Source organism: Paenibacillus terrisolis, assembly GCF_056171975.1.
Window position 1 is genome coordinate 1 of sequence record NZ_JBKFGG010000035.1, and the last position, 19,084, is coordinate 19,084.

At 50.5% G+C, this 19,084-nt stretch carries 17 protein-coding genes and 1 pseudogene; 9 read left to right on the forward strand and 9 right to left on the reverse strand.

Features of this window, described 5'->3' with window-relative positions:
• Positions 1-209 (forward strand): annotated as a pseudogene (locus ACI48K_RS21830) (aminotransferase-like domain-containing protein); the annotation flags it as partial.
• 43 nt (positions 210-252) lie between these two features.
• Here the strand turns inward: ACI48K_RS21830 and ACI48K_RS21835 are convergent.
• Positions 253-1,116 (reverse strand): DUF2161 family putative PD-(D/E)XK-type phosphodiesterase, encoded by an 864-nt coding sequence (locus tag ACI48K_RS21835; RefSeq protein WP_475029755.1) that lies wholly within the window; start codon positions 1,114-1,116, stop codon positions 253-255.
• Positions 1,117-1,562: 446 nt separating this feature from the next.
• Here ACI48K_RS21835 and ACI48K_RS21840 point away from each other — a divergent pair, with 446 nt between their 5' ends.
• Positions 1,563-3,458, forward strand: coding sequence for a PrkA family serine protein kinase (locus ACI48K_RS21840; protein ID WP_475029756.1), 1,896 nt, complete (start codon positions 1,563-1,565; stop codon positions 3,456-3,458).
• 516 nt (positions 3,459-3,974) lie between these two features.
• On the opposite strand, the gene ACI48K_RS21845 is transcribed toward ACI48K_RS21840, so the two are convergent.
• From ACI48K_RS21845 to ACI48K_RS21870, 6 genes are all read right to left on the reverse strand, one after another.
• Positions 3,975-4,952, reverse strand: coding sequence for an aldo/keto reductase (locus ACI48K_RS21845; RefSeq protein WP_475029757.1), 978 nt, complete (start codon positions 4,950-4,952; stop codon positions 3,975-3,977).
• Positions 4,953-5,100: 148 nt separating this feature from the next.
• A complete protein-coding gene (locus ACI48K_RS21850; protein WP_475029783.1) occupies positions 5,101-6,525 on the reverse strand; it encodes a SpoVR family protein in 1,425 nt (474 codons plus the stop codon).
• 8 nt (positions 6,526-6,533) lie between these two features.
• Positions 6,534-7,697: a sporulation protein YhbH gene (yhbH, locus tag ACI48K_RS21855; RefSeq protein WP_475029758.1), complete on the reverse strand. Its 1,164-nt coding sequence runs from the start codon at positions 7,695-7,697 to the stop codon at positions 6,534-6,536.
• 779 nt (positions 7,698-8,476) lie between these two features.
• Entirely contained in the window at positions 8,477-9,331 is an 855-nt protein-coding gene (locus tag ACI48K_RS21860) for a DegV family protein (RefSeq protein ID WP_475029759.1), read from the reverse strand.
• Positions 9,332-9,356: 25 nt separating this feature from the next.
• Positions 9,357-10,226 (reverse strand): DegV family protein, encoded by an 870-nt coding sequence (locus tag ACI48K_RS21865; RefSeq protein ID WP_475029760.1) that lies wholly within the window; start codon positions 10,224-10,226, stop codon positions 9,357-9,359.
• A gap of 152 nt (positions 10,227-10,378) precedes the next feature.
• Positions 10,379-10,792 (reverse strand): hypothetical protein, encoded by a 414-nt coding sequence (locus ACI48K_RS21870; protein WP_475029761.1) that lies wholly within the window; start codon positions 10,790-10,792, stop codon positions 10,379-10,381.
• A 182-nt stretch (positions 10,793-10,974) separates the two neighbouring features.
• On the opposite strand from ACI48K_RS21870, the gene ACI48K_RS21875 reads away from it, so the two are divergent.
• Positions 10,975-11,355, forward strand: coding sequence for a DUF423 domain-containing protein (locus ACI48K_RS21875; RefSeq protein WP_475029762.1), 381 nt, complete (start codon positions 10,975-10,977; stop codon positions 11,353-11,355).
• Between the two features lie 73 nt (positions 11,356-11,428).
• Here the strand turns inward: ACI48K_RS21875 and ACI48K_RS21880 are convergent, their stop codons facing one another.
• The gene (locus ACI48K_RS21880) at positions 11,429-11,992 is read right to left on the reverse strand and encodes a hypothetical protein (RefSeq protein WP_475029763.1); all 564 of its coding nucleotides are present in this window, start codon (positions 11,990-11,992) and stop codon (positions 11,429-11,431) included.
• A 340-nt stretch (positions 11,993-12,332) separates the two neighbouring features.
• Between ACI48K_RS21880 and ACI48K_RS21885 the strand changes: the two genes are divergently transcribed.
• The 6 genes from ACI48K_RS21885 (at position 12,333) to sufB (ending at position 18,299) form a co-directional block, all read left to right on the forward strand.
• Complete coding sequence (locus tag ACI48K_RS21885; RefSeq protein WP_475029764.1) at positions 12,333-12,806, forward strand: Dps family protein; 474 nt, start codon at positions 12,333-12,335, stop codon at positions 12,804-12,806.
• A gap of 324 nt (positions 12,807-13,130) precedes the next feature.
• Positions 13,131-13,913: a Fe-S cluster assembly ATPase SufC gene (gene sufC, locus ACI48K_RS21890; protein WP_475029765.1), complete on the forward strand. Its 783-nt coding sequence runs from the start codon at positions 13,131-13,133 to the stop codon at positions 13,911-13,913.
• Between the two features lie 18 nt (positions 13,914-13,931).
• Entirely contained in the window at positions 13,932-15,233 is a 1,302-nt protein-coding gene (gene sufD, locus ACI48K_RS21895) for a Fe-S cluster assembly protein SufD (protein WP_475029766.1), read from the forward strand.
• Positions 15,230-16,444: a cysteine desulfurase gene (locus ACI48K_RS21900; protein WP_475029767.1), complete on the forward strand. Its 1,215-nt coding sequence runs from the start codon at positions 15,230-15,232 to the stop codon at positions 16,442-16,444. The genes sufD and ACI48K_RS21900 overlap by 4 nt, the downstream gene beginning before the upstream one ends.
• Positions 16,444-16,866 carry a Fe-S cluster assembly sulfur transfer protein SufU gene (gene sufU, locus ACI48K_RS21905; protein WP_475029768.1) on the forward strand — a complete coding sequence of 141 codons (423 nt, stop codon included), beginning with the start codon at positions 16,444-16,446 and terminating at the stop codon, positions 16,864-16,866. The genes ACI48K_RS21900 and sufU overlap by 1 nt, the downstream gene beginning before the upstream one ends.
• Positions 16,867-16,901: 35 nt before the next feature.
• Positions 16,902-18,299 (forward strand): Fe-S cluster assembly protein SufB, encoded by a 1,398-nt coding sequence (gene sufB / locus ACI48K_RS21910; RefSeq protein ID WP_475029769.1) that lies wholly within the window; start codon positions 16,902-16,904, stop codon positions 18,297-18,299.
• A gap of 272 nt (positions 18,300-18,571) precedes the next feature.
• On the opposite strand, the gene ACI48K_RS21915 is transcribed toward sufB, so the two are convergent.
• A complete protein-coding gene (locus tag ACI48K_RS21915; RefSeq protein WP_475029770.1) occupies positions 18,572-18,934 on the reverse strand; it encodes an SH3 domain-containing protein in 363 nt (120 codons plus the stop codon).
• Positions 18,935-19,084: the final 150 nt, after the last annotated feature.

A 19,084-nucleotide genomic window follows, 5' to 3' on the forward strand; every position in this document is an offset into this window, starting at 1 on the left:
TGCCGCCCGGCCTCCCTAGCGAAGCGCTGCTGCGCGCTTCGCTGCTCCAAGGCACAGCGTTCCTGCCGGGAACGCTGTGCTACGCGGGTGAGCCGGATGGGGAGTTCATCCGGCTCACCTTCGCCGCGCAGCGAGAGGCGCAGCTGCGCGAAGGGATTGCCCGCATCGGCGAAGCGATGGCGGAGTTCACGGCGCGCCTGAACGACTAGAAGGCGCGCCGCTGTGCCGCATAGGGCCTACGTTAAGCGGAGCTTATTCCCGCGGCGCCGCTTGTCCGCTGCTTTCCTTCCGGCGTGCCGCCGTCTTTTTGCGGGTAAGCTTGCTCGTTTCGGCCGGTTTTCCGCTTTTTGCTTCCTTTCCCGCAGATTCCGACGCTTCTGCCGTTTCCACGGCCGGAGCGGCCTGCCGCCAGCTTTCGACCACATGGGCGTAGCTGGCCAGATTATCAGCGCCTTCCGGTGTCAGGACATAACGGCCGCGAACCACGCGGTGAAACCATCCGTAGTAATTATGCTGGAGAATGGCTGCCGTGCTGCCAACGCCGCTTTTTTGGCGGATGTCTTTTGGGGCCATTTCTCCGCTTTCCTGCAGCGCAAGCGCGACACGCAGCGCTTTTTCGCGATACGCCGTGACCAACTTGGCGCCATGGCTGCCGCCGACGTTGTAATCGCCGCTGCGTTCGTTGAACTCATGCAGCAGCCGCTGCGCTCGTGTTTTGACGACTTTAGGGGAAGCCGTATATACGGTATCTCCGGGAGTGCTAAGAATTTCCACAAAGGCCGGTTTCGTTTTATAACGCGTGACCAGAATCAGGCCCAGCTTGAGCCTTCGGCACAACGCAGTAATTTCGCTGTAGCGCTGGTTGTGCGCGCCTTTTTTGGCCCGATTGCGTTCAACGGCAAGATAAACCTCCGAGCTCAGCTTTTGCCGCTCAAGGCCTTGCAGCAGCAGGGGAAGATTAAACGTCTTTTTCATTTCCACGATGAGCGGCTCGTCGCTTCCCGGTCGGATACCGACCAGATCACAATGGCGAACCTCGCTTTTGATGACATATCCCCGCTCCTCGAAAAAAGCCTTAAGCGGAGCATACAATTCGGTCTCATGCTGAACGGCCATGACAATCTCCTTTTAGAGGTTGTTCAAAAAGTCAACTATAGATCACGAGGCAACACGAGAAGCGGATTCGACATCGAATCTTGAATTCAGCCGGGCCTTCCGTTGCTCACGTAGGTCCCCCAAGCTTATGCTTACGAAGCCGTTTTCTCCGAAAACGTTTAGCTCCGCTGCCCATGCCCTACCTTCATCCAACCTTCTCGGTGCTCTATATGACTTTTTAAACTCGAACTTTTGGAATTCGATATTCAGAACAAATTATATCACAAGTTTGAATTCCGACTTTTTCCATGTGAATATTTTTCGTGCGAAAAACGGTCAACTTCTCTGCTTTTGACGCATAGGTATGTAATACACTTTTCAACGTGAATTCTTTAGTCCACATCAGCAAAGTTCGACGGTCGTGGTCATAGGAGAAACACCAAGCGGGAGTACAGGAGGTACCAAACATGGACATATTTGAACGTATATCGGCTTACCGGGCGGAGAGTGATTCTCTGGCGTGGAGCGGCACATTCAGACAATACATCTCATTGCTCACGGAAGATCCGACGCCGGCGATGACCGCCCATGCTCGCGTTTACGAAATGATCAAGTCCTTCGGCATCGAGGAAGAAGGAGGCCGGAAAAGGTATAAATTTTTCGAGCAGGAGATTTTCGGTCTGGACCGGGCGATCGAGAAACTGGTCGAGGAATACTTCCATTCGGCTGCTCGCAGACTGGATGTCCGCAAGCGGATTTTGCTCTTGATGGGGCCGGTTAGCGGAGGCAAGTCCACGCTGGTCACTTTGCTCAAAAGAGGGCTCGAAAAGTTCTCCCGAACCGATAAAGGCGCCGTTTATGCCATCGCCGGCTGCCCGATGCATGAGGATCCGCTGCATTTGGTGCCGCATGAGTTGAGGCCTGAGTTGGAAAAAACGCTGGGCGTGCGGATTGAGGGGAATTTATGCCCTGTGTGCCAGATGAAGCTGAAGACGGAATTCGACGGGGATATCGAAAACGTCCGCGTCCAAAGAGTGCTGCTGTCCGAGGATGAACGTGTCGGCATCGGAACTTTTAGTCCCTCCGACCCGAAATCCCAAGATATCGCCGATCTGACGGGAAGCATCGATTTTTCCACGATTACGGAATACGGCTCCGAATCCGATCCGCGGGCCTACCGTTTCGACGGGGAACTGAACAAGGCCAACCGCGGCCTGATGGAATTCCAGGAAATGCTCAAATGCGACGAAAAATTTCTGTGGAACCTGCTGTCGCTTACCCAGGAGGGCAATTTCAAGGCGGGCCGGTTCGCTTTAATTAGCGCTGATGAGCTTATCGTCGCTCACACAAACGAATCGGAGTATAAATCGTTTATCGCCAACAAGAAAAACGAAGCGCTGCAGTCCCGGATGATTGTGATGCCGATTCCCTACAACCTCAAGGTGTCGCAGGAAGAAAAAATCTACGCTAAGCTGATCGGCCAAAGCGATATGAGCCACATTCACATTGCCCCGCACGCGCTTCGCTCCGCAGCGATTTTCTCGATTCTGACCCGCCTCAAGGAGACGAAAAAACAGGGCATTGATCTGGTGAAAAAAATGCGGCTGTATGATGGAGAAGAGGTAGAGGGCTTTAAAGACGGAGATTTGAAGGAGCTGCAAAACGAGTATTTGGAAGAAGGCATGTCGGGGGTTGATCCCAGATATGTCATCAACCGGATTTCCAGCGCGCTGATCAAGCAGGATCTTCACTGCATGGGCGCTCTCGATATTTTGCGGGCGATCAAGGACGGCCTCGATCAGCACGCCTCCATTACCAAGGAAGAACGCGAGCGGTATCTCAACTTTATCGGGATCGCCCGCAAGGAATATGACGAACTCGCCAAAAAAGAGGTGCAAAAGGCGTTTGTGTACTCTTTCGAGGAGTCGGCGCGCACCATTTTCGAGAACTATCTCGACAACATCGAAGCGTTTTGCAACTGGACAAAAATCCGCGACCCGCTCACGGATGAGGAAATGGATCCCGATGAACGGCTGATGCGTTCGATTGAGGAGCAAATCGGCATTTCGGAAAACGCCAAAAAAGCGTTTCGTGAAGAAATTCTAATCCGGATTTCCGCCTACTCGCGGAAAGGACGTAAATTCGAATACAACCATCACGACCGGCTGCGGGAAGCGATTGAGAAGAAGCTGTTCGCCGATCTGAAGGATATCGTTAAGATCACAACCTCGACGAAAACGCCGGATGAAAATCAGCTGAAGCGGATCAACGAGGTCAGTAAACGGCTGATCGACGAGCATGGCTACTGCCCGGTGTGCGCCAACGAACTGCTGCGTTATGTCGGCAGCTTGCTGAACCGGTAACGGCCCTAAAGCCGTGGCGCGGTAGAATAATTAGGCCGGAAACATCTGCGCAAAAGACGAAAAGCGGTAAGACAAAAAGCGGCATAGCCTTATTTAGGCTAGCCGCTTTTTGTTCGGAAATTGAGCCGATAAATCGCCTTTTGTCTACATTGCCGCTGCACCGGAAATTAGAAAAGTTGTATAGAATACAAGATTTTTATCTTGCCAGGGCACGGCAGATCAATTTTTTGCAGAAAGTGCAACAAATTGGGCTGAAAAAAGGCGTTTAGGACCGTGAACTCCCAAAATGCTGCATTAAATACAACATTTTCGTTGAATCAGTGAGTTTACACCTGGATTTTTGCATTAAATACAACATTTTTGCAGACTCAGTGAGTCTATATCCAAAATGCTGATGTACAGAATGCAATCTTTCCGATCCGACCGGATGAGCCAATATGAGCTGTGGTTAAGTCAGTCAGTTTGAATAAGCCTCGCCTGCCATGCAGATCGGTGCGGAATTGGCGTAAAGACGGCTTAAGGCAAGCTTCTCCCGCGGGTGCTGATATACAGCTTAAACCACTCGTCCCGGGTGAGACGAAGCGTGGTTGCGTCTTTGCAGGCCCGAATGCGGGCCGGGTTGATCGTGCCGATGACCGGCTGGATGCCGGCAGGATGCGTCATAAGCCAGGAGAGCACGATCGCTTCCGGCGTCGTGTTTTTCTCCTCGGCCAATTGCTGCACAAGCTTTGCCGTGGCAATTACGCTTTCGCTTTGGCCTTCAAGGGACTTGCCGGAATACAAGCCTTGAGCAAGCGGACTCCAGGCCTGCAGCTGGATGTGTTTCCGGCGGCAGTATTCCAGCGTGCCTTCCGGAAATACGTTGTCTTTGGCGGCTTCTTGGTTGACGTGTACGCCCACTTCCAGAAAGCCGGTTTTGAGCAGGCTGAGTTCAAGCTGGTTCACAATGAACTTCTCGTCGCTGTACGCTTGCAGCAGCTTGATTTGTCCTTGACTCATGTTGGAGACCCCGAAATGGCGGACCTTGCCGGAAACTTTCAGCTTGTGAAGGGCCTCTGCCACTTCCTCCGGATCAACCAAAGGATCCGGGCGGTGAAGCAGCAGAACATCAAGATACTCGATGCCCAGACGCTCCAGAATACCGTCAACGCTTTCCAGGATGTGTTCCTTGGAAAAATCGAATTGGTGCGGCTTATCGCCCTCCGCAAACCGGATGCCGCATTTCGATTGAATGATGATCTGCTCGCGCAGTCTCGGCTGAGTTTTTAGCAGATGCCCGAAAACGCGTTCCGCTTTGCCCACCGCATAAATATTCGCATGGTCGAACATGTTGATGCCGATTTCGAGCGCGGCTTCAAGCGCGGCCTGCCCCTCTTTATAATGTTCCTCGGCAATGGGGGTGTTCTTGTCCCAGTTTCCGCCCATTCTCATGCAGCCCAGCACGAGCTGACTGGCTTCGAGACCGTGTTTTTTCTGAAGTGGAATCGATTTCAATGCAATGCCTCCAATTCATTTGGTAATTGTAAGTCAGGCAAAATAGTATGTAGCATCTTCATTATACTAGCGGCTGTCAAGAAAATTACGGTCCGCGCAAAAAAACTCGCTTTGGACACAAACGATGCCTCCAGCGAGTTTATCGATATTATAGGATCTTCCGGAAATGCTTCTGTCCGTCATAAGTGAAAAGCGCCCGTTTATCCTCCACAACGGTTTCCAGATGAACGCTTTTGCCCCAGAGCCGGTAGACGTAAGGCAGCGTACGTTCCAAATATTTCAGGTCAAGTTCGATGCCTTCATATTGATGTTTCAGGTTAAGCTCTCCGGCCCGCAAATAGTCGCCGTCTTGAACCACGATATAGGGCGATCCTCCGTTGACGCGGGAGGCGACAAGCTGGTCGCGAATATGTTCCCAGGTTTTGTCGGTGATTTTCCATTCAGGCCCCTGTTTCTCGAAAATGTACAGGTCGAGATCGCGGACGAGGTCTTTCGTCAGATAGCTGCGAAGGAAGGAAGTATCTGAGTCCAGTTCACGGACTTCGAAGATTTTCTCCCTGCCCTTGCCGGGTTCCCGGCCAAAGCGGCGTTTCTCTTCCTCGGTGGGATGGTCCCAGCGGCGTTCGATATCCTCGTAGATTTTCAGGCCTAAATAATATGGATTCAGGCTTTGCCGCGAAGGCTGGACGACGGAAGAATTCAACTTCGCAAATTCGACGGTGTCCTCGCTCGTGAGGTCCAGCTCCCGGATAATCCGCTGATGCCAGTAGGAGGCCCAACCTTCGTTCATGATTTTAGTCTCCATTTGCGGCCAGAAATACAGCATTTCTTCGCGCAGCATACTCATGATGTCCCTCTGCCAATCTTCCAGCGTTTCGGAGTATTCCTGAATAAACCAGACGATGTCCTTTTCAGGCTCGGGCGGGAAATGAACCGGCTTGTCGGTGGTTGCATCCGAACTTTTGTCGAATTCATCCAGCGACCAGAGATCGTCATATTCGCTTGTCTGCCGGGGAGCAAATCTGCTCTCTTTGGCCAGACGTTGTTTTTCTTCCATTTGTCTTCGCTTGTCGTAACGGCGCGGTTTGATCAGCTGCGGGTCGACATGCTCTTGTATTGCGAGCACGGCGTCGATGAAGTTCTCCACGGTTTCCGCCCCATACAACAGCTCATATTTGCTGATGCGTTCCGCCGTGGCCGCCATGCTTTCGACCATGTCCCGGTTGGTCGCCGAGAACCGGACATTGTTTTTGAAAAAGTCGCAGTGCGCAAGGACGTGGGCAACGATCAGCTTGTTCTGGATCAATGTGTTGCCTTCGAGAAGAAAGGCGTAGCACGGATTGGAGTTGATCACCAGCTCGTAAATTTTGCTGAGCCCGAAATCGTATTGCATCTTCATTTTGTTGAATATTTTGCCGAAGCTCCAGTGCGAAAAACGGGTGGGCATTCCGTATGCCCCGAAGGTATAAATAATGTCGGCCGGGCAAATTTCATAACGCATCGGGTAGTAATCGAGCCCAAAGGAGTCGGCGATTTCCATGATTTCCGCAATGGCGTATTCAAGCTGCTCCATTTCGCTGTTCACACCGCCGCACCTCCTTCACGCTTGTGAAAAAACCGCTTCAGGGCGCTGTAAACCTCGCCTTTTTCCTTGATTACGTAATACATGAACTTCTCCACTTTGATGTTCCGGTAGGCAGACATCAGAGTGCTGCCGCGATTATATTGGTTCACTTCCCCATACCCGAACAGGTTGCAGCGGTTCAGCAGCTCATTGATCAGCTTGATGCAGCGCTCATTGTCAGAGGTCAGATTATCGCCGTCGGAGAAATGAAAGGGGTAGATATTATAGCTGGACGTCGGATAACGGGAATCGATGATTTCCAGCGCCTTTTGGTAAACGGAAGAGCAAATGGTGCCGCCGCTCTCACCGCGTGTAAAGAACTCTTCTTCGCTGACTTCCTTTGCTTCCGTATGATGGGCGAGGAAGACAATTTCGACTTTTTCGTATTGTTTTCTTAAGAATCGGGTCATCCAGAAGAAAAAGCTGCGGGCGCAGTACTTCTCGAACGCCCCCATACTTCCCGAAGTATCCATCATGGCGATAATAACGGCGTTGGAGCGGGGAACGGTCACATCCTCCCAGGTTTTATAACGCAGATCGTCAGGAGAAATGCCGTGAATGCCGGGTACTCCCGTCGTGGCGTTGCGGCGCAGATTCTCGAGGATCGTCCGCTTTTTGTCGATGTTGGACATGAGTCCTTTTTTACGGATATCGTTAAAACGAAAGGACACCGTGTCCATTTCTTCCTTGTCTTTTTCCTGAATGAAGGGCAGCTCCAACTCGTCGAACAGCATTTCCTCAAGCTCTTCGATGCTGATTTCGGCCTCGACATAATCCTGGCCGGGCTGATTACCGGCCTTGCTGCCTTTTCCGCCGCTCTGGGAACTGTCCTGCCCCAGCACGTCTCCCACTTCGCTGTCTCCGTCTCCCTGACCGACATGCTTCTGCTTCTGAAAATTATGGATAAACCGATATTCTTCCAAATTGCGCAGGGGGATTTTAATGATTTGCTTTCCATCCGACATAATGATGTTCTCCTCGGTGACCAGATCCGGGAGGTTTTGCTTGATGACATCCCTTACTTTCTCCTGATGGCGCTGCTGATCCTGGTACCCTTTACGGTGCAGCGACCAATCCTCTTTGGAAACGACAAAACTATACGATTCAGGTGAAGACGGCATGTTTTAGACACCTCCATACGTGGATTTCGCGGAACGCTTTATATTGGATGTAAATAAAGTATATTCACGGATAGGGATGATATGTGAGGGGAGAGGGCGCGATATAATGAAGAAAATAATTGAAACCGATAACGAACCCAGATGTTCGCCATATAAGATTGAACATATGATCGGACGTCTTAGGGGCAAACGCATGAAATGTTCTTTCGATCACTGTTGTTCGGATTTCTTCGGGACACCCTTAGTCCATACGAAAACTTTTGGGGCACATTTAGGACAGTTACTTTCGGTTCTTCAACTTATAGGAGACGGGATAACGCCGGGCTTAAGGCAACTTTAGGTAACTGGCAGCCCAAAGTCTTTTGGAATTCGCCCTGTCTTTAACCGTTCCCCTTCGCCAGTTCTGCCACTTAAAATAGCGGTATTTTATGGCCCTATCACCACTGGACGGCTTCTTTTTGCGTTAATAGCGCCGTTTTTTGGCCTTATTTCTTTAGAAGAACTCCTCTTCCCCCCGGTTTTAGCCGTTTTGCCGAAAATAAGACCATTTTGTACCGCTATTTTTAGGGAAATGCGGTTTCGGAGCGAAATAAGGCCATTTTATGCCTCTATTTGCGAAATCCCGCTTGCCTGTCATTTGCTTAAGAAAGCGGCCATAGACCTGAAAACGGCAATAGAATCAAAAGAAAGAAACAATGATGTAGGGATAGCTCCCTGGCACCGCCGTTTCTTTCGCTTTTGACTCTTTGGGGACAGCCTATTTCTAAATATCTACTTCATTACCCGGTCTTCTTAGTATACAAAATACCGATTGTTTTGGCGCCGCAGTGGCTGGAGATGACGCAGCCGGCGTTGGAGATGGCGACGGCGCGGGCGTTCGTTTTGACTTCGAGCGTTCTTTTGAGCATCTCCGCGTCTTCATCAGCCAGCGAATGAGTCACAAAAATGAGGTCGTTGTCCATTTCCGGCAGACGGCTTAGCGCATTGTTCAAGAGCTGGTCGAGCGCTTTTTCCCGGCTGCCGCGAATTTTGTACGCCGGGGTCATTTTGCCTTCGATGACCTTGATCACCGGCCGAATCTTCAGCAAACTGCTGACCAGGTTTTGCATGCCTGAGCAGCGTCCGCCTTTGTAAAGATAGTCCAAAGAATCGATCACGAATTCCGTTTCCACCTGGGGACGAACAGCCGTCAGCAGCTCCATGATTTCCGGGACGTTTTTGCCTTCTTCGGCCGCATGAACCGCCTTCATGATCTGAAGGCCGATTCCGGTCGACAGGTTCAGCGAGTCAAACACCGTTACCTGACCTTCCGGAAACTCTCCGGCTGCAATGAGAGCGTTCTGATAGGTAGAGGATAATTCCGACGATAAGGCGATGTATATGATTTGCTGTCCGTTTTCTATATGAGGGGTGAATGCTTGAATGAAATCGGCGGGAGACGGAGCCGCCGTTTTCGGCAATCGTCCGGTTTCATCCACTTTGCGATACAATTGCGGCGTGATTAAATCAACGCCGTCCTTATAGGTATGATCCTGAAACGTAACGTAAAGGGGAACCATGCCGATCCGGTGCTCCTCGATCCAGGCCTGCGGCAGGTCGCAAGTGCTGTCGGCGAAAAATTTTATCGAACCCATGGCTAACATCCCTTTCTTTCCGAAATTAACGGGTTTCTTGCGCGGGAGTTTTTTTCGAATACATAATGGCAACCGTATGCGGACCGCAGTGGCTGGAAATGACGCAGCCGGCTTCCGCTACGGCGATTTCGCGCGCGCCGGTCGATTCTTTCAAAATCGCAGCGAGCCGCCGAGCTTCCTCTTCGGCTAGGGTGTGAGCGACGATGATCAAATCGTTATCCATTTTGTCCAAATTCGAAAGGGCGTTCTCCAGCATTTGCTGGACGGCCTTCTCTTTTTTGCCGCGAATTTTGTAGGCGGGAATGATGTTGCCGTCCACCAGCTTGAGAACCGGCCGGATCTGAAGCAGGCTGCCGATAAAATTTTGCATGCCTGAGCAGCGGCCGCCCTTATATAAATATTCCAGCGTGTCGATGACAAATTCCGTTTCCACGAGCGGTCTTGTTTTCTCCAAAAGGGTGACGATCTCCTTGGCGCTGAAGCCTTCTTCAGCGGCTCTTACGGCCTTCATGACCAGCAGTCCGATTCCGCTGCAGAGCGTAAGCGAATCAACGACATGGACGCGTCCCTCCGGAAATTCCGAAGCGGCGATCAGCGCATTTTGATAGGTGGACGAAAGCTTCGAAGAAAGACTGATATAGACGATATCCCGGCCAAGCTCGATATGAGGGCCGAAGGCATCCATGAAATCTTTGGGTGAAGGCGCCGTTGTTTTGGGTAAATTCCCGGAAGCCGCCACCCTTTCGTAAATCCCTTCGGGGGTGATGTCAACGCCGTCCCGCAGCGTTTCGTGGTCAAAAACGACATAGAGGGGAATTACTCCGATGTCATATTGGCTCGCCCAGCCTGTCGGCAGGTCCGAGGTGCTGTCGGCGAAGATTTTAACGGTTGACATAGGTATCTCCTTAAGGACAATCCAGTCCGAATAATATAATTATGAGTTAAAACAACTATTATATTTTATCAAAAAAAGCAAGACAAGGAAAAGCCCCCGGCCAGCAAAAGCTGCGTGAACGGAGGCTGCTTTTCGTAAATGGGGATCTCGAATTATAAAAACGAACCGATTACAAACAGCCCGATCAACAGCACCAGGGGAATCACCGAAAAGACCGTCCCAAGTACCGCGAACACCTTTTTGCGATTTTTGATCGCCAGCCCGACAATGCCGAGAATCAAACCGATCAGGTTGATTGCGCCGGATATCAAGAAGAGTACAATGCCAAAGATTGCTCCATTTTTGCCTAATAAATCCTGGGCGATGGCATTGGCCGACTCTCCATTGAAATCCATCGCGTAGGAAATAATCAACCCGAAGGCAGCGATATAACCAACGAGAGATAACAGGCCGAGAATAAATGCGGCAATACCCAGTCCGGAGTGCTTGCGTACTGCGGGTTCTTGAGGAGGAAAAGTGGAATTGGCCGAAAAACGGCTTTGTTCCGCTTGATCATAGTCCATCATAGATTCTCCTTTTTTGGATCAAAAGTCTTATTCTTGTTTAATTTTTCACATAATCCGGCAAAAAGCAAGCACGAAAACGAGATTTTTAACCAAGTACTGGAGAAAAGAAGACTTATTCAGTAAGATGAGGAGGAAGCAAGGGATATTGCAAGGTTGTGATATAAAAATGGGGGGGGAAGCATATGCAGCGCAAATATGCGGGGATCGGCGCGCTTGTTCTGCTGCTTGCCGTAGCGCTTGGCGCATTCGGCACGCATGTTCTTGAGCCGCTCATCGGCGAATCGTCTGCCCGCACTTATGAGACCGGAGTGCATTACCAGATGATCCATGGGATCGGCATCCTTTTGGCGGCGCTTTTCGCGGGGCATTGGGGCGAATCGAAACGTCTGCGCTGGGCGGGACGGATGTTTTTGATCGGCATAGTGCTGTTCTCCGGCAGTTTATATGGACTTGCCGTTACGGATTGGACATGGATCGGTCCGATTACGCCGCTTGGCGGCGTCTCTTTCCTGGCCGGCTGGGTGCTGTTTATTTTGGAGGCCTGGAGCAAGAAACCGCGATGAGAATCGAGAGCGTATGAAAAAGGCGGCAGCGCCATCCTAAAAATAGGAGCGGCGCGACCGCCTTTTTGGTTCGTTATGCTTCAATGATATCAATGATTTCGCTAAGACTAAACGTGTACACCTGCTTTTCATCGACATGGTAAACGTTAAGCGCATAAGTATCGGGCAGATAATTCAGAATTCTGCAAGGTATGTTGAGCCTGCTTCCGTTTCGGTTAATGTAAAGGCGAACCAGACGATTTCCGGAAATATATTTCTGAATCCACTCCAAAAAATCCTGACTGGAGGCAAAATCCTTAAATGCGCTGTTTTTGTTGACCCCTTGCGGTTGTTGAGGTTTTGCTTCGGCTTTGGTTTTCTTTTTCTCGGCTGCGGCCGGAGCCTCGGCTGGGTCATTTTTGGTCAAGCGCTTATAGGATTTAGAGATGAAGGATTGTTTTTTTGCGGTCAGCAGGGACTCGATAATTTCCCCCAGCTCGATGCCGGAATTGATCCGGTAGTCGATCACACTTTTGCGGCTGTTCAGCATCTCCAAAAGCGCTTGAAGCGCGAGAGCGTTCGTTTTATCCTTAATCAGAATTTCAACGTTGAACAAGTAGCCCAACTCTTCTTTGTTTTCACCCGATTGATTGTCCATAAGTCCCCCAAGCACAATATTGATTCCATATAAACGTAAATGCCACAATTCTTTTATTTTAGAATTGACCAATTAATAATAGCACCGCTAAAGGCACAATCATAGTCCCAAAATCCGTAAAATCACTGAACTTTGTGGAAATGGCACGCCGATATCCAAGAAGCGTGGATAATTCTGGATCGACCTTCCGTTTTCTGGATCGACAAGCTTAAAATAAAGACTTTTCTGGAAAAATTTTAAATTGATCGAATGGTCTTTGTTTTTCGGATTGCGGAATCGGGTAAATTATATGTATATGCGTTGTTTGCATCTAATCCACGGAAAGAAGCGAGGGATTCATATGACCAAAACCGATGCGAAATCTTCGGGCGGCACCGGCAAAGCAAGCCTGCAGCAAGTGTTGAATGAGCAGGTGGCTAATCTGAACGTGCTGTATGTCAAGCTTCACAATTACCATTGGTACGTGAAGGGTGAAAATTTTTACACGCTGCATGTCAAATTCGAGGAGCTATATAATGAAGTCACCGAAAAAATGGACGCGGTGGCCGAACGTTTGCTGACTTTGAAAGGCGCTCCCGCAGCTACGATCAAGGAATACCTGGAGATCGCCACGATTCAGGAAGCGGCAGGTAAGGAAGCGCCGCAAACGATGGTACAGCGGCTTGTCGAGGATCTTGCCACTTTGTCCGAATCCTTCCAGGAAGGATTCGAGCTTGCCGACCAAACGGGAGATGTGGCTACCAGCGATTTGCTGACCGGTTTTAAAGGCGATTTCGAGAAACGGATGTGGATGCTCCGTTCCTTCATCGAATAAAATTGAAAGTTTTCGCAAATTTCCAAAAAAGGGTTGGGCCATACCGTTGGGCCCAGCCCTTTTTTGCGTTTCCGGGACAAAATCAAACCCTTGCGGGCCATGGATTTCATGTCTGTGACAAACCGTATGGTAAAAGGGCATTTTATCCGTCCCTATACGTTGATTAAGCATAAAAAGTAGGTTAGAATGAAATGAGAATCAGTGAGAATCACCGATAATCATTCTAAATTAATAATCATTATGATACAATGGCAAGAACGAGGGCGGCGTCCCTGATCAAATAAACGTTAATCTTTAACGACCTTATGGAAGGAGCAGTCAATAATGGCAACGCATTTTGTTGTGGAAGGACTCAAAGCGACAATTGAGGGCAAGGAGATCCTTAAGGGAATCGACATTGAGATAAAAGGCGGAGAAATCCACGCCATCATGGGGCCGAACGGAACCGGAAAAAGTACGCTCGCATCGGCGTTGATGGGTCATCCCAAATATGAGGTAACTGACGGGAAGGTAACTCTGAACGAAGAAGATGTGCTGGAGATGGCGGTTGACGAGCGTGCCCGCGCCGGTTTGTTCCTGGCCATGCAATATCCCAGCGAAATTGCCGGCGTGACGAATTCCGACTTTCTGCGCAGCGCCATCAATGCACGCCGGGGCGAAGGCAATGAATTATCGCTGATCAAGTTCATCCGCCAAATGGAAGGCAAGATGAAAGAGCTGGAGATGAATCCCGAATTTGCCCACCGCTATTTGAACGAAGGTTTTTCCGGCGGTGAGAAAAAACGGAATGAAATTTTGCAAATGATGCTGCTGGATCCGAAAATCGTCATTCTGGACGAGATCGATTCCGGCCTTGATATCGACGCGCTGCGGATTGTCGCGAATGGCGTTAATACCATGCGCAGCGACGACCGGGGCTTCCTGATCATTACTCACTATCAACGTTTGCTGAATTATATCAAACCCGATTTCGTGCACGTGATGATGCAAGGGCGTATCGTCAAATCCGGCGGGCCGGAGCTTGCGGAACGTCTGGAACAGGACGGGTACGATTGGGTTAAGGAAGAACTCGGCATCGTGGATGAGACTGTCGGTCAAGAAGCCTAGGCGGAGGGAGGAATAGAGATGACGACACAAACTGTTCTTCCGGTAGAAGGAGATCTGCTGGCGAAAATCTCCGCGGAGGGCGGAGAGCCGGATTGGCTTACGGACAGCAGGGTACAGGCTTTGAAGCTTGCCGCAGGACTGGATCTGCCTAAATTGGAAAAGACAAGACTCGATCGCTGGAATTTACAAAATTACGGCAGCTTGAGAGCAGGCCGCTTGCCTTTGGAGCAGCAGCTTCCGGAAAGCGCCGCTTCGCTGGTTGAATTGCAGGAAAGCAGCAACCTGGTGGTACAGCATAACGCAAATGCGGTGTTCACTCGGCTGGCGCCGGAGCTTGCGGCTCAAGGGGTTATTTTTACGGATCTGGAAACGGCGGTGCGCGAGCATGGCGACCTGGTGAAGCCGTATTTGCATACGGCCGTGAAGCCGGACGAGAACCGGGTAACCGCGCTGCATGCGGCGCTTTGGAACGGAGGAGTTTTCCTGTATGTTCCGAAGAACGTAGTGGTGGATACTCCGCTGCAAAGCATTTTCCTTCTGGATGAGGCCAATACTGTCTTTGCTCCGCATGTGCTGATTGTCGCGGAAGCGAACAGCAAGGTGATTTACGTGGACAATTACATTTCTTCGGGTTTCGAAGAAGATATCGTGCATAACGGTGCGGCTGAGGTGTTCGTAAAATCGGGAGCCAAGGTTCAGTTCGCGACCGTGCATCATTTTAATGAGAAAACAACGGATTTGACTTATCGCCGCTCCGTAGTGGGCAATGACGGCAGCATCGAGTGGATCGTCGGAGAAATGAACGGCGGGGATTCCATAAGCGAGACTCTGTCCGTGCTGCAAGGCAATGGGTCCTCCTCGGACACTAAAGTGATCGCCGTCGGATCGGGAACGCAGAAGCTGAATTATACGACTAAAGCCATTCATCACGGCAAAAGCTCCAATAGCCAAATGACGACCCGCGCCGTCATGCGCGAGGGGGCTACGGCCATTATCAACGGGATCACGAAGATTGAGAAGGGGGCGACCAAAGCGGACGGGCAGCAGACGGAAAAAGTGCTCATGCTGAGTCCGAAGGCCCGCGGGGACGCGAATCCGATCCTGCTCATCGACGAAGACGACGTTTCGGCAGGGCATGCCGCCTCCGTCGGCCAGGTAAATCCCGAGCAAATCTACTACTTGATGTCCCGGGGAATTACGCGCGCCGAAGCTGAACGATTAATTATATACGGTTTCCTGGCTCCGGTTGTGTCGGAGATTCCGCTGGAGCCGCTGCGGCAGCAGCTGCAGGCCTTTGTGGAAAGGAAGTTGGGGCAATGAACGCAGAAGAAGTTAAAAAGCTATTCCCTATTTTGGATCAGGAAGTAAACGGGCATCCGTTGGTCTACCTGGACAGCGCCGCCAGCTCGCAGAAGCCCGCGGTCGTAATTGAGGCGCTGAAGCATTACTACGAGTGGGATAACGCCAATGTGCACCGCGGAGTCCATACGCTGGGCAGCCGCGCGACGGATGCCTATGAAGGCGCCCGCGAGAAAGTCGCCCGGTTTATTGGAGCGGCCCGCCGGGAAGAAGTTATTTTTACCCGGGGAACGACGACGGCGCTGAATCTGGTTGCATCCTCCTACGGGCCGATGGCGGTTCATGAAGGGGACGAAATCGTCATCACGCCGATGGAGCATCACAGCAACCTGATTCCTTGGCAGCAGCTGGCGATCCGGACAAAAGCCGTCCTGAAATATATTCCGCTTCAGCCTGACGGCAATATCGCGCTGGAAGACGCGGAGAAGACAATTACGGATAAAACGAAAATCGTGGCGACCGCGTATGTCTCCAATGTGCTCGGCGTGGTGAACCCCGTTAAGGAAATCGCCGAGATCGCTCACCGCCACGGAGCCGTTATGGTTGTGGACGGCGCGCAAAGTACGCCGCACATGAAGGTAAACATGCAAGAGCTTGATTGTGATTTTTATGCTTTTTCCGGCCATAAAATGTGCGGTCCGACCGGGATTGGAGTACTATATGGGAAGAAGCATCTGCTCGAATCCATGGAACCGGTCGAATTCGGCGGCGAAATGATCGACGATGTCGGCTTGTACGAGTCCACATGGAAAGAGCTTCCCTGGAAGTTCGAAGGGGGCACACCGATCATTGCCGGAGCCGTGGGACTTGGCGCCGCCATTGATTTTCTGGAAAGCATCGGTCTGGACGAAATTCACCGGCATGAAGCAAAGCTAGCCAATTACGCGATGAACCGCCTGTCCGAAATTGAAGGAGTCACGCTTTATGGACCTCGCGAACGCGAGGTCGGGCTGGTCACTTTCAATTTGCAGGATATTCATCCGCATGACGTAGCGACAGTTCTCGATGCGTCCGGCATCGCAATTCGGGCCGGCCATCACTGCTGCCAGCCGCTCATGCGCTGGCTGAAGGCGAGCGCGACGGCGAGAGCCAGCTTGTATTTGTACAATACGGAGCAGGATATCGACCGTTTGGCGGAAGCTTTAATCCAAACAAAGGAGTATTTTGGATAATGCAACTGGACGATTTGTACCGCCGCGTCATTATGGATCATTATAAAAATCCGCGAAATCGCGGAAAATTTGAAGAGGATGCCGTAACGGTCGATCTAAACAACCCGACCTGCGGCGACCGGATTTCTTTGCAGCTTAAGATCGAAGATAATGTCGTCAAGGATGCCCGTTTTACCGGGGAAGGCTGCTCGATCAGCATGTCCTCGGCATCGATGATGACGGAAGCGGTCAAGGGCCGGACCTTCGCGGAAGCGATGGACTTGGCCGGACGCTTCTCGAAGCTGATGATGGGCGAAACCGTTGATTTTGAGGATTTTGAAGATATCGAGGCCTTATCCGGCGTTAATAAATTTCCTGCCCGCATCAAATGCGCAACCCTCGCGTGGAATGCTTTGAAGAAAGGCATCAACGCGGAAATTTAACAAGGAATACGAAAACAACAAGGAGGTAGTAGAGCATGGCCAAAAAAGCACCTGAATTGGAAGAGTACAAATATGGCTTCCGTGACGAGCATAAGGCGGTTTTTCAATCCGGCAAAGGGCTGACCCGCGAGATTGTTACGGAAATTTCCCGGATTAAAGACGAGCCGGAATGGATGCTCAACTTCCGTCTTAAATCGCTCGAACAGTTCGAGAAAATGCCGTTGCCGCGTTGGGGCGGCGATCTGGATGAGCTGGATTTCAATGATATTCAATATTACGTAAGACCTTCGGAGAAGCAGGGGAAAACCTGGGAAGAAGTGCCTGCCGAAATTAAGGAAACCTTTGATAAGCTGGGGATTCCCGAAGCCGAACAGAAATTCCTTGCCGGGGTTTCCGCGCAGTATGAATCCGAAGTCGTATATCACAGCATGCAAAAGGATTTGGAGGACCAAGGGGTCATTTTCATGGACACCGATACGGCTTTGAAGGAACATCCCGAGCTTTTGCGTGAATATTTCGGGACGGTAATTCCGCCGGCCGACAATAAATTCGCGGCTCTGAACAGTGCCGTATGGTCCGGGGGCAGCTTCATCTATGTGCCGAAGGGCGTTAAATGCGAAGTGCCGCTGCAGGCCTATTTCCGCATCAACTCGGAGAACATGGGCCAGTTCGAACGCACGCTGATCATCGCCGACGAGGACAGCTTCGTGCATTACACCGAGGGCTGTACGGCACCGATCTACAGCACGAACTCTCTGCACAGTGCGGTTGTGGAAATTATCTGCAAGAAGAACGCCCGCGTTCGTTATACCACGATCCAGAACTGGGCGCCCAATATTTACAATCTCGTTACTAAACGCGCAGTAGCCGAAGAGAACGCTACGATGGAATGGGTGGACGGCAATATCGGCTCCAAGCTAACGATGAAATATCCGGCCGTTGTGCTGAAAGGCCGCGGGGCGAAGGGCAGCGTGTTGTCAATCGCCGTTGCGGGCAAAGGCCAGCATCAGGATGCCGGCGCGAAAATGATTCACCTCGCTCCCGATACAACATCGACGATTATTTCCAAGTCGATCAGTAAACACGGCGGGAAAGTCACCTACCGGGGTCTTGCATCTTTTGGCCGTCAGGCGGAAGGCGCGAAATCGAACATCAAATGCGATACGCTGATTCTTGATAATCAGTCCACCTCGGATACGATTCCGTATAACGAAATTATGAACGATAATATCGTGCTGGAGCACGAAGCGACCGTTTCCAAGGTCTCGGAGGAGCAGCTCTTCTACTTGATGAGCCGCGGGCTTACTGAAGAAGAAGCGACGCAAATGATCATCATGGGCTTTATCGAACCATTCACGAAAGAGCTGCCGATGGAATATGCGGTGGAGATGAATCGTCTGATCAAGTTTGAGATGGAAGGCAGCATTGGGTAATAACCGAGAAAACATTACTGCAACAGGTTTATCGGTTATTAATATAAGGGCAGAAATCGTTTTGTGCCGATTTTGTAAATCCCAGATTTATCTCTCGGTGAAGGAGGCGAACTTCCGTAGTTCGTCTTCTTCATTTTTTTTGTGATATTAAATACGTATCGGCTAAGGAAAATGCCAGGCGTGCGAACGGCGAATCGGAGAAGTCTGGGTAAAAAAAATTCCAACCGCAGAAGAGCTGCGATTGGAATTTTGAAATCATATTACGATATATGTCAACCTATTTCCTCTAAATATTGAGAAGGAACCCATCCGTAGCGATCCAGTTTATAGCTGTAAACATAATACCAAGTTACGCCATTGACCGTTTTTGTATCCGTAGAGCTTCCATTTACTGTATCTCCCTTTTTCAAAGTACCTAAACTTTTGCCGGAGGAGGAAGCGGTTTCCCTGAGTACGACATCTTTATTGATCTCATAGGTGGAAGTCATAATATGAAACGGTGCGGGGCTGATAGCTTCCATAGACGGCTGTTGGGCAGGAGCATAGGAACTCACTGTACTTTCAGCTGCTAATGCTCCGGAAGCAGGAATTACTGTAGCTGCAATTAAAGAAGCAACGATCATTTTTTTCAACATTTGAAACTCTCCTTTTTTATGGGATGGAATAATGGTTCCGTAATAGAATAATATTCCGATCTAATGGGAGTCCCTAAAAAACCAATGAAGCAAAAAGGATCAGATTTATTCTATTACAATTAAGTAATAGGTAAATCTATTTCTTTCTCC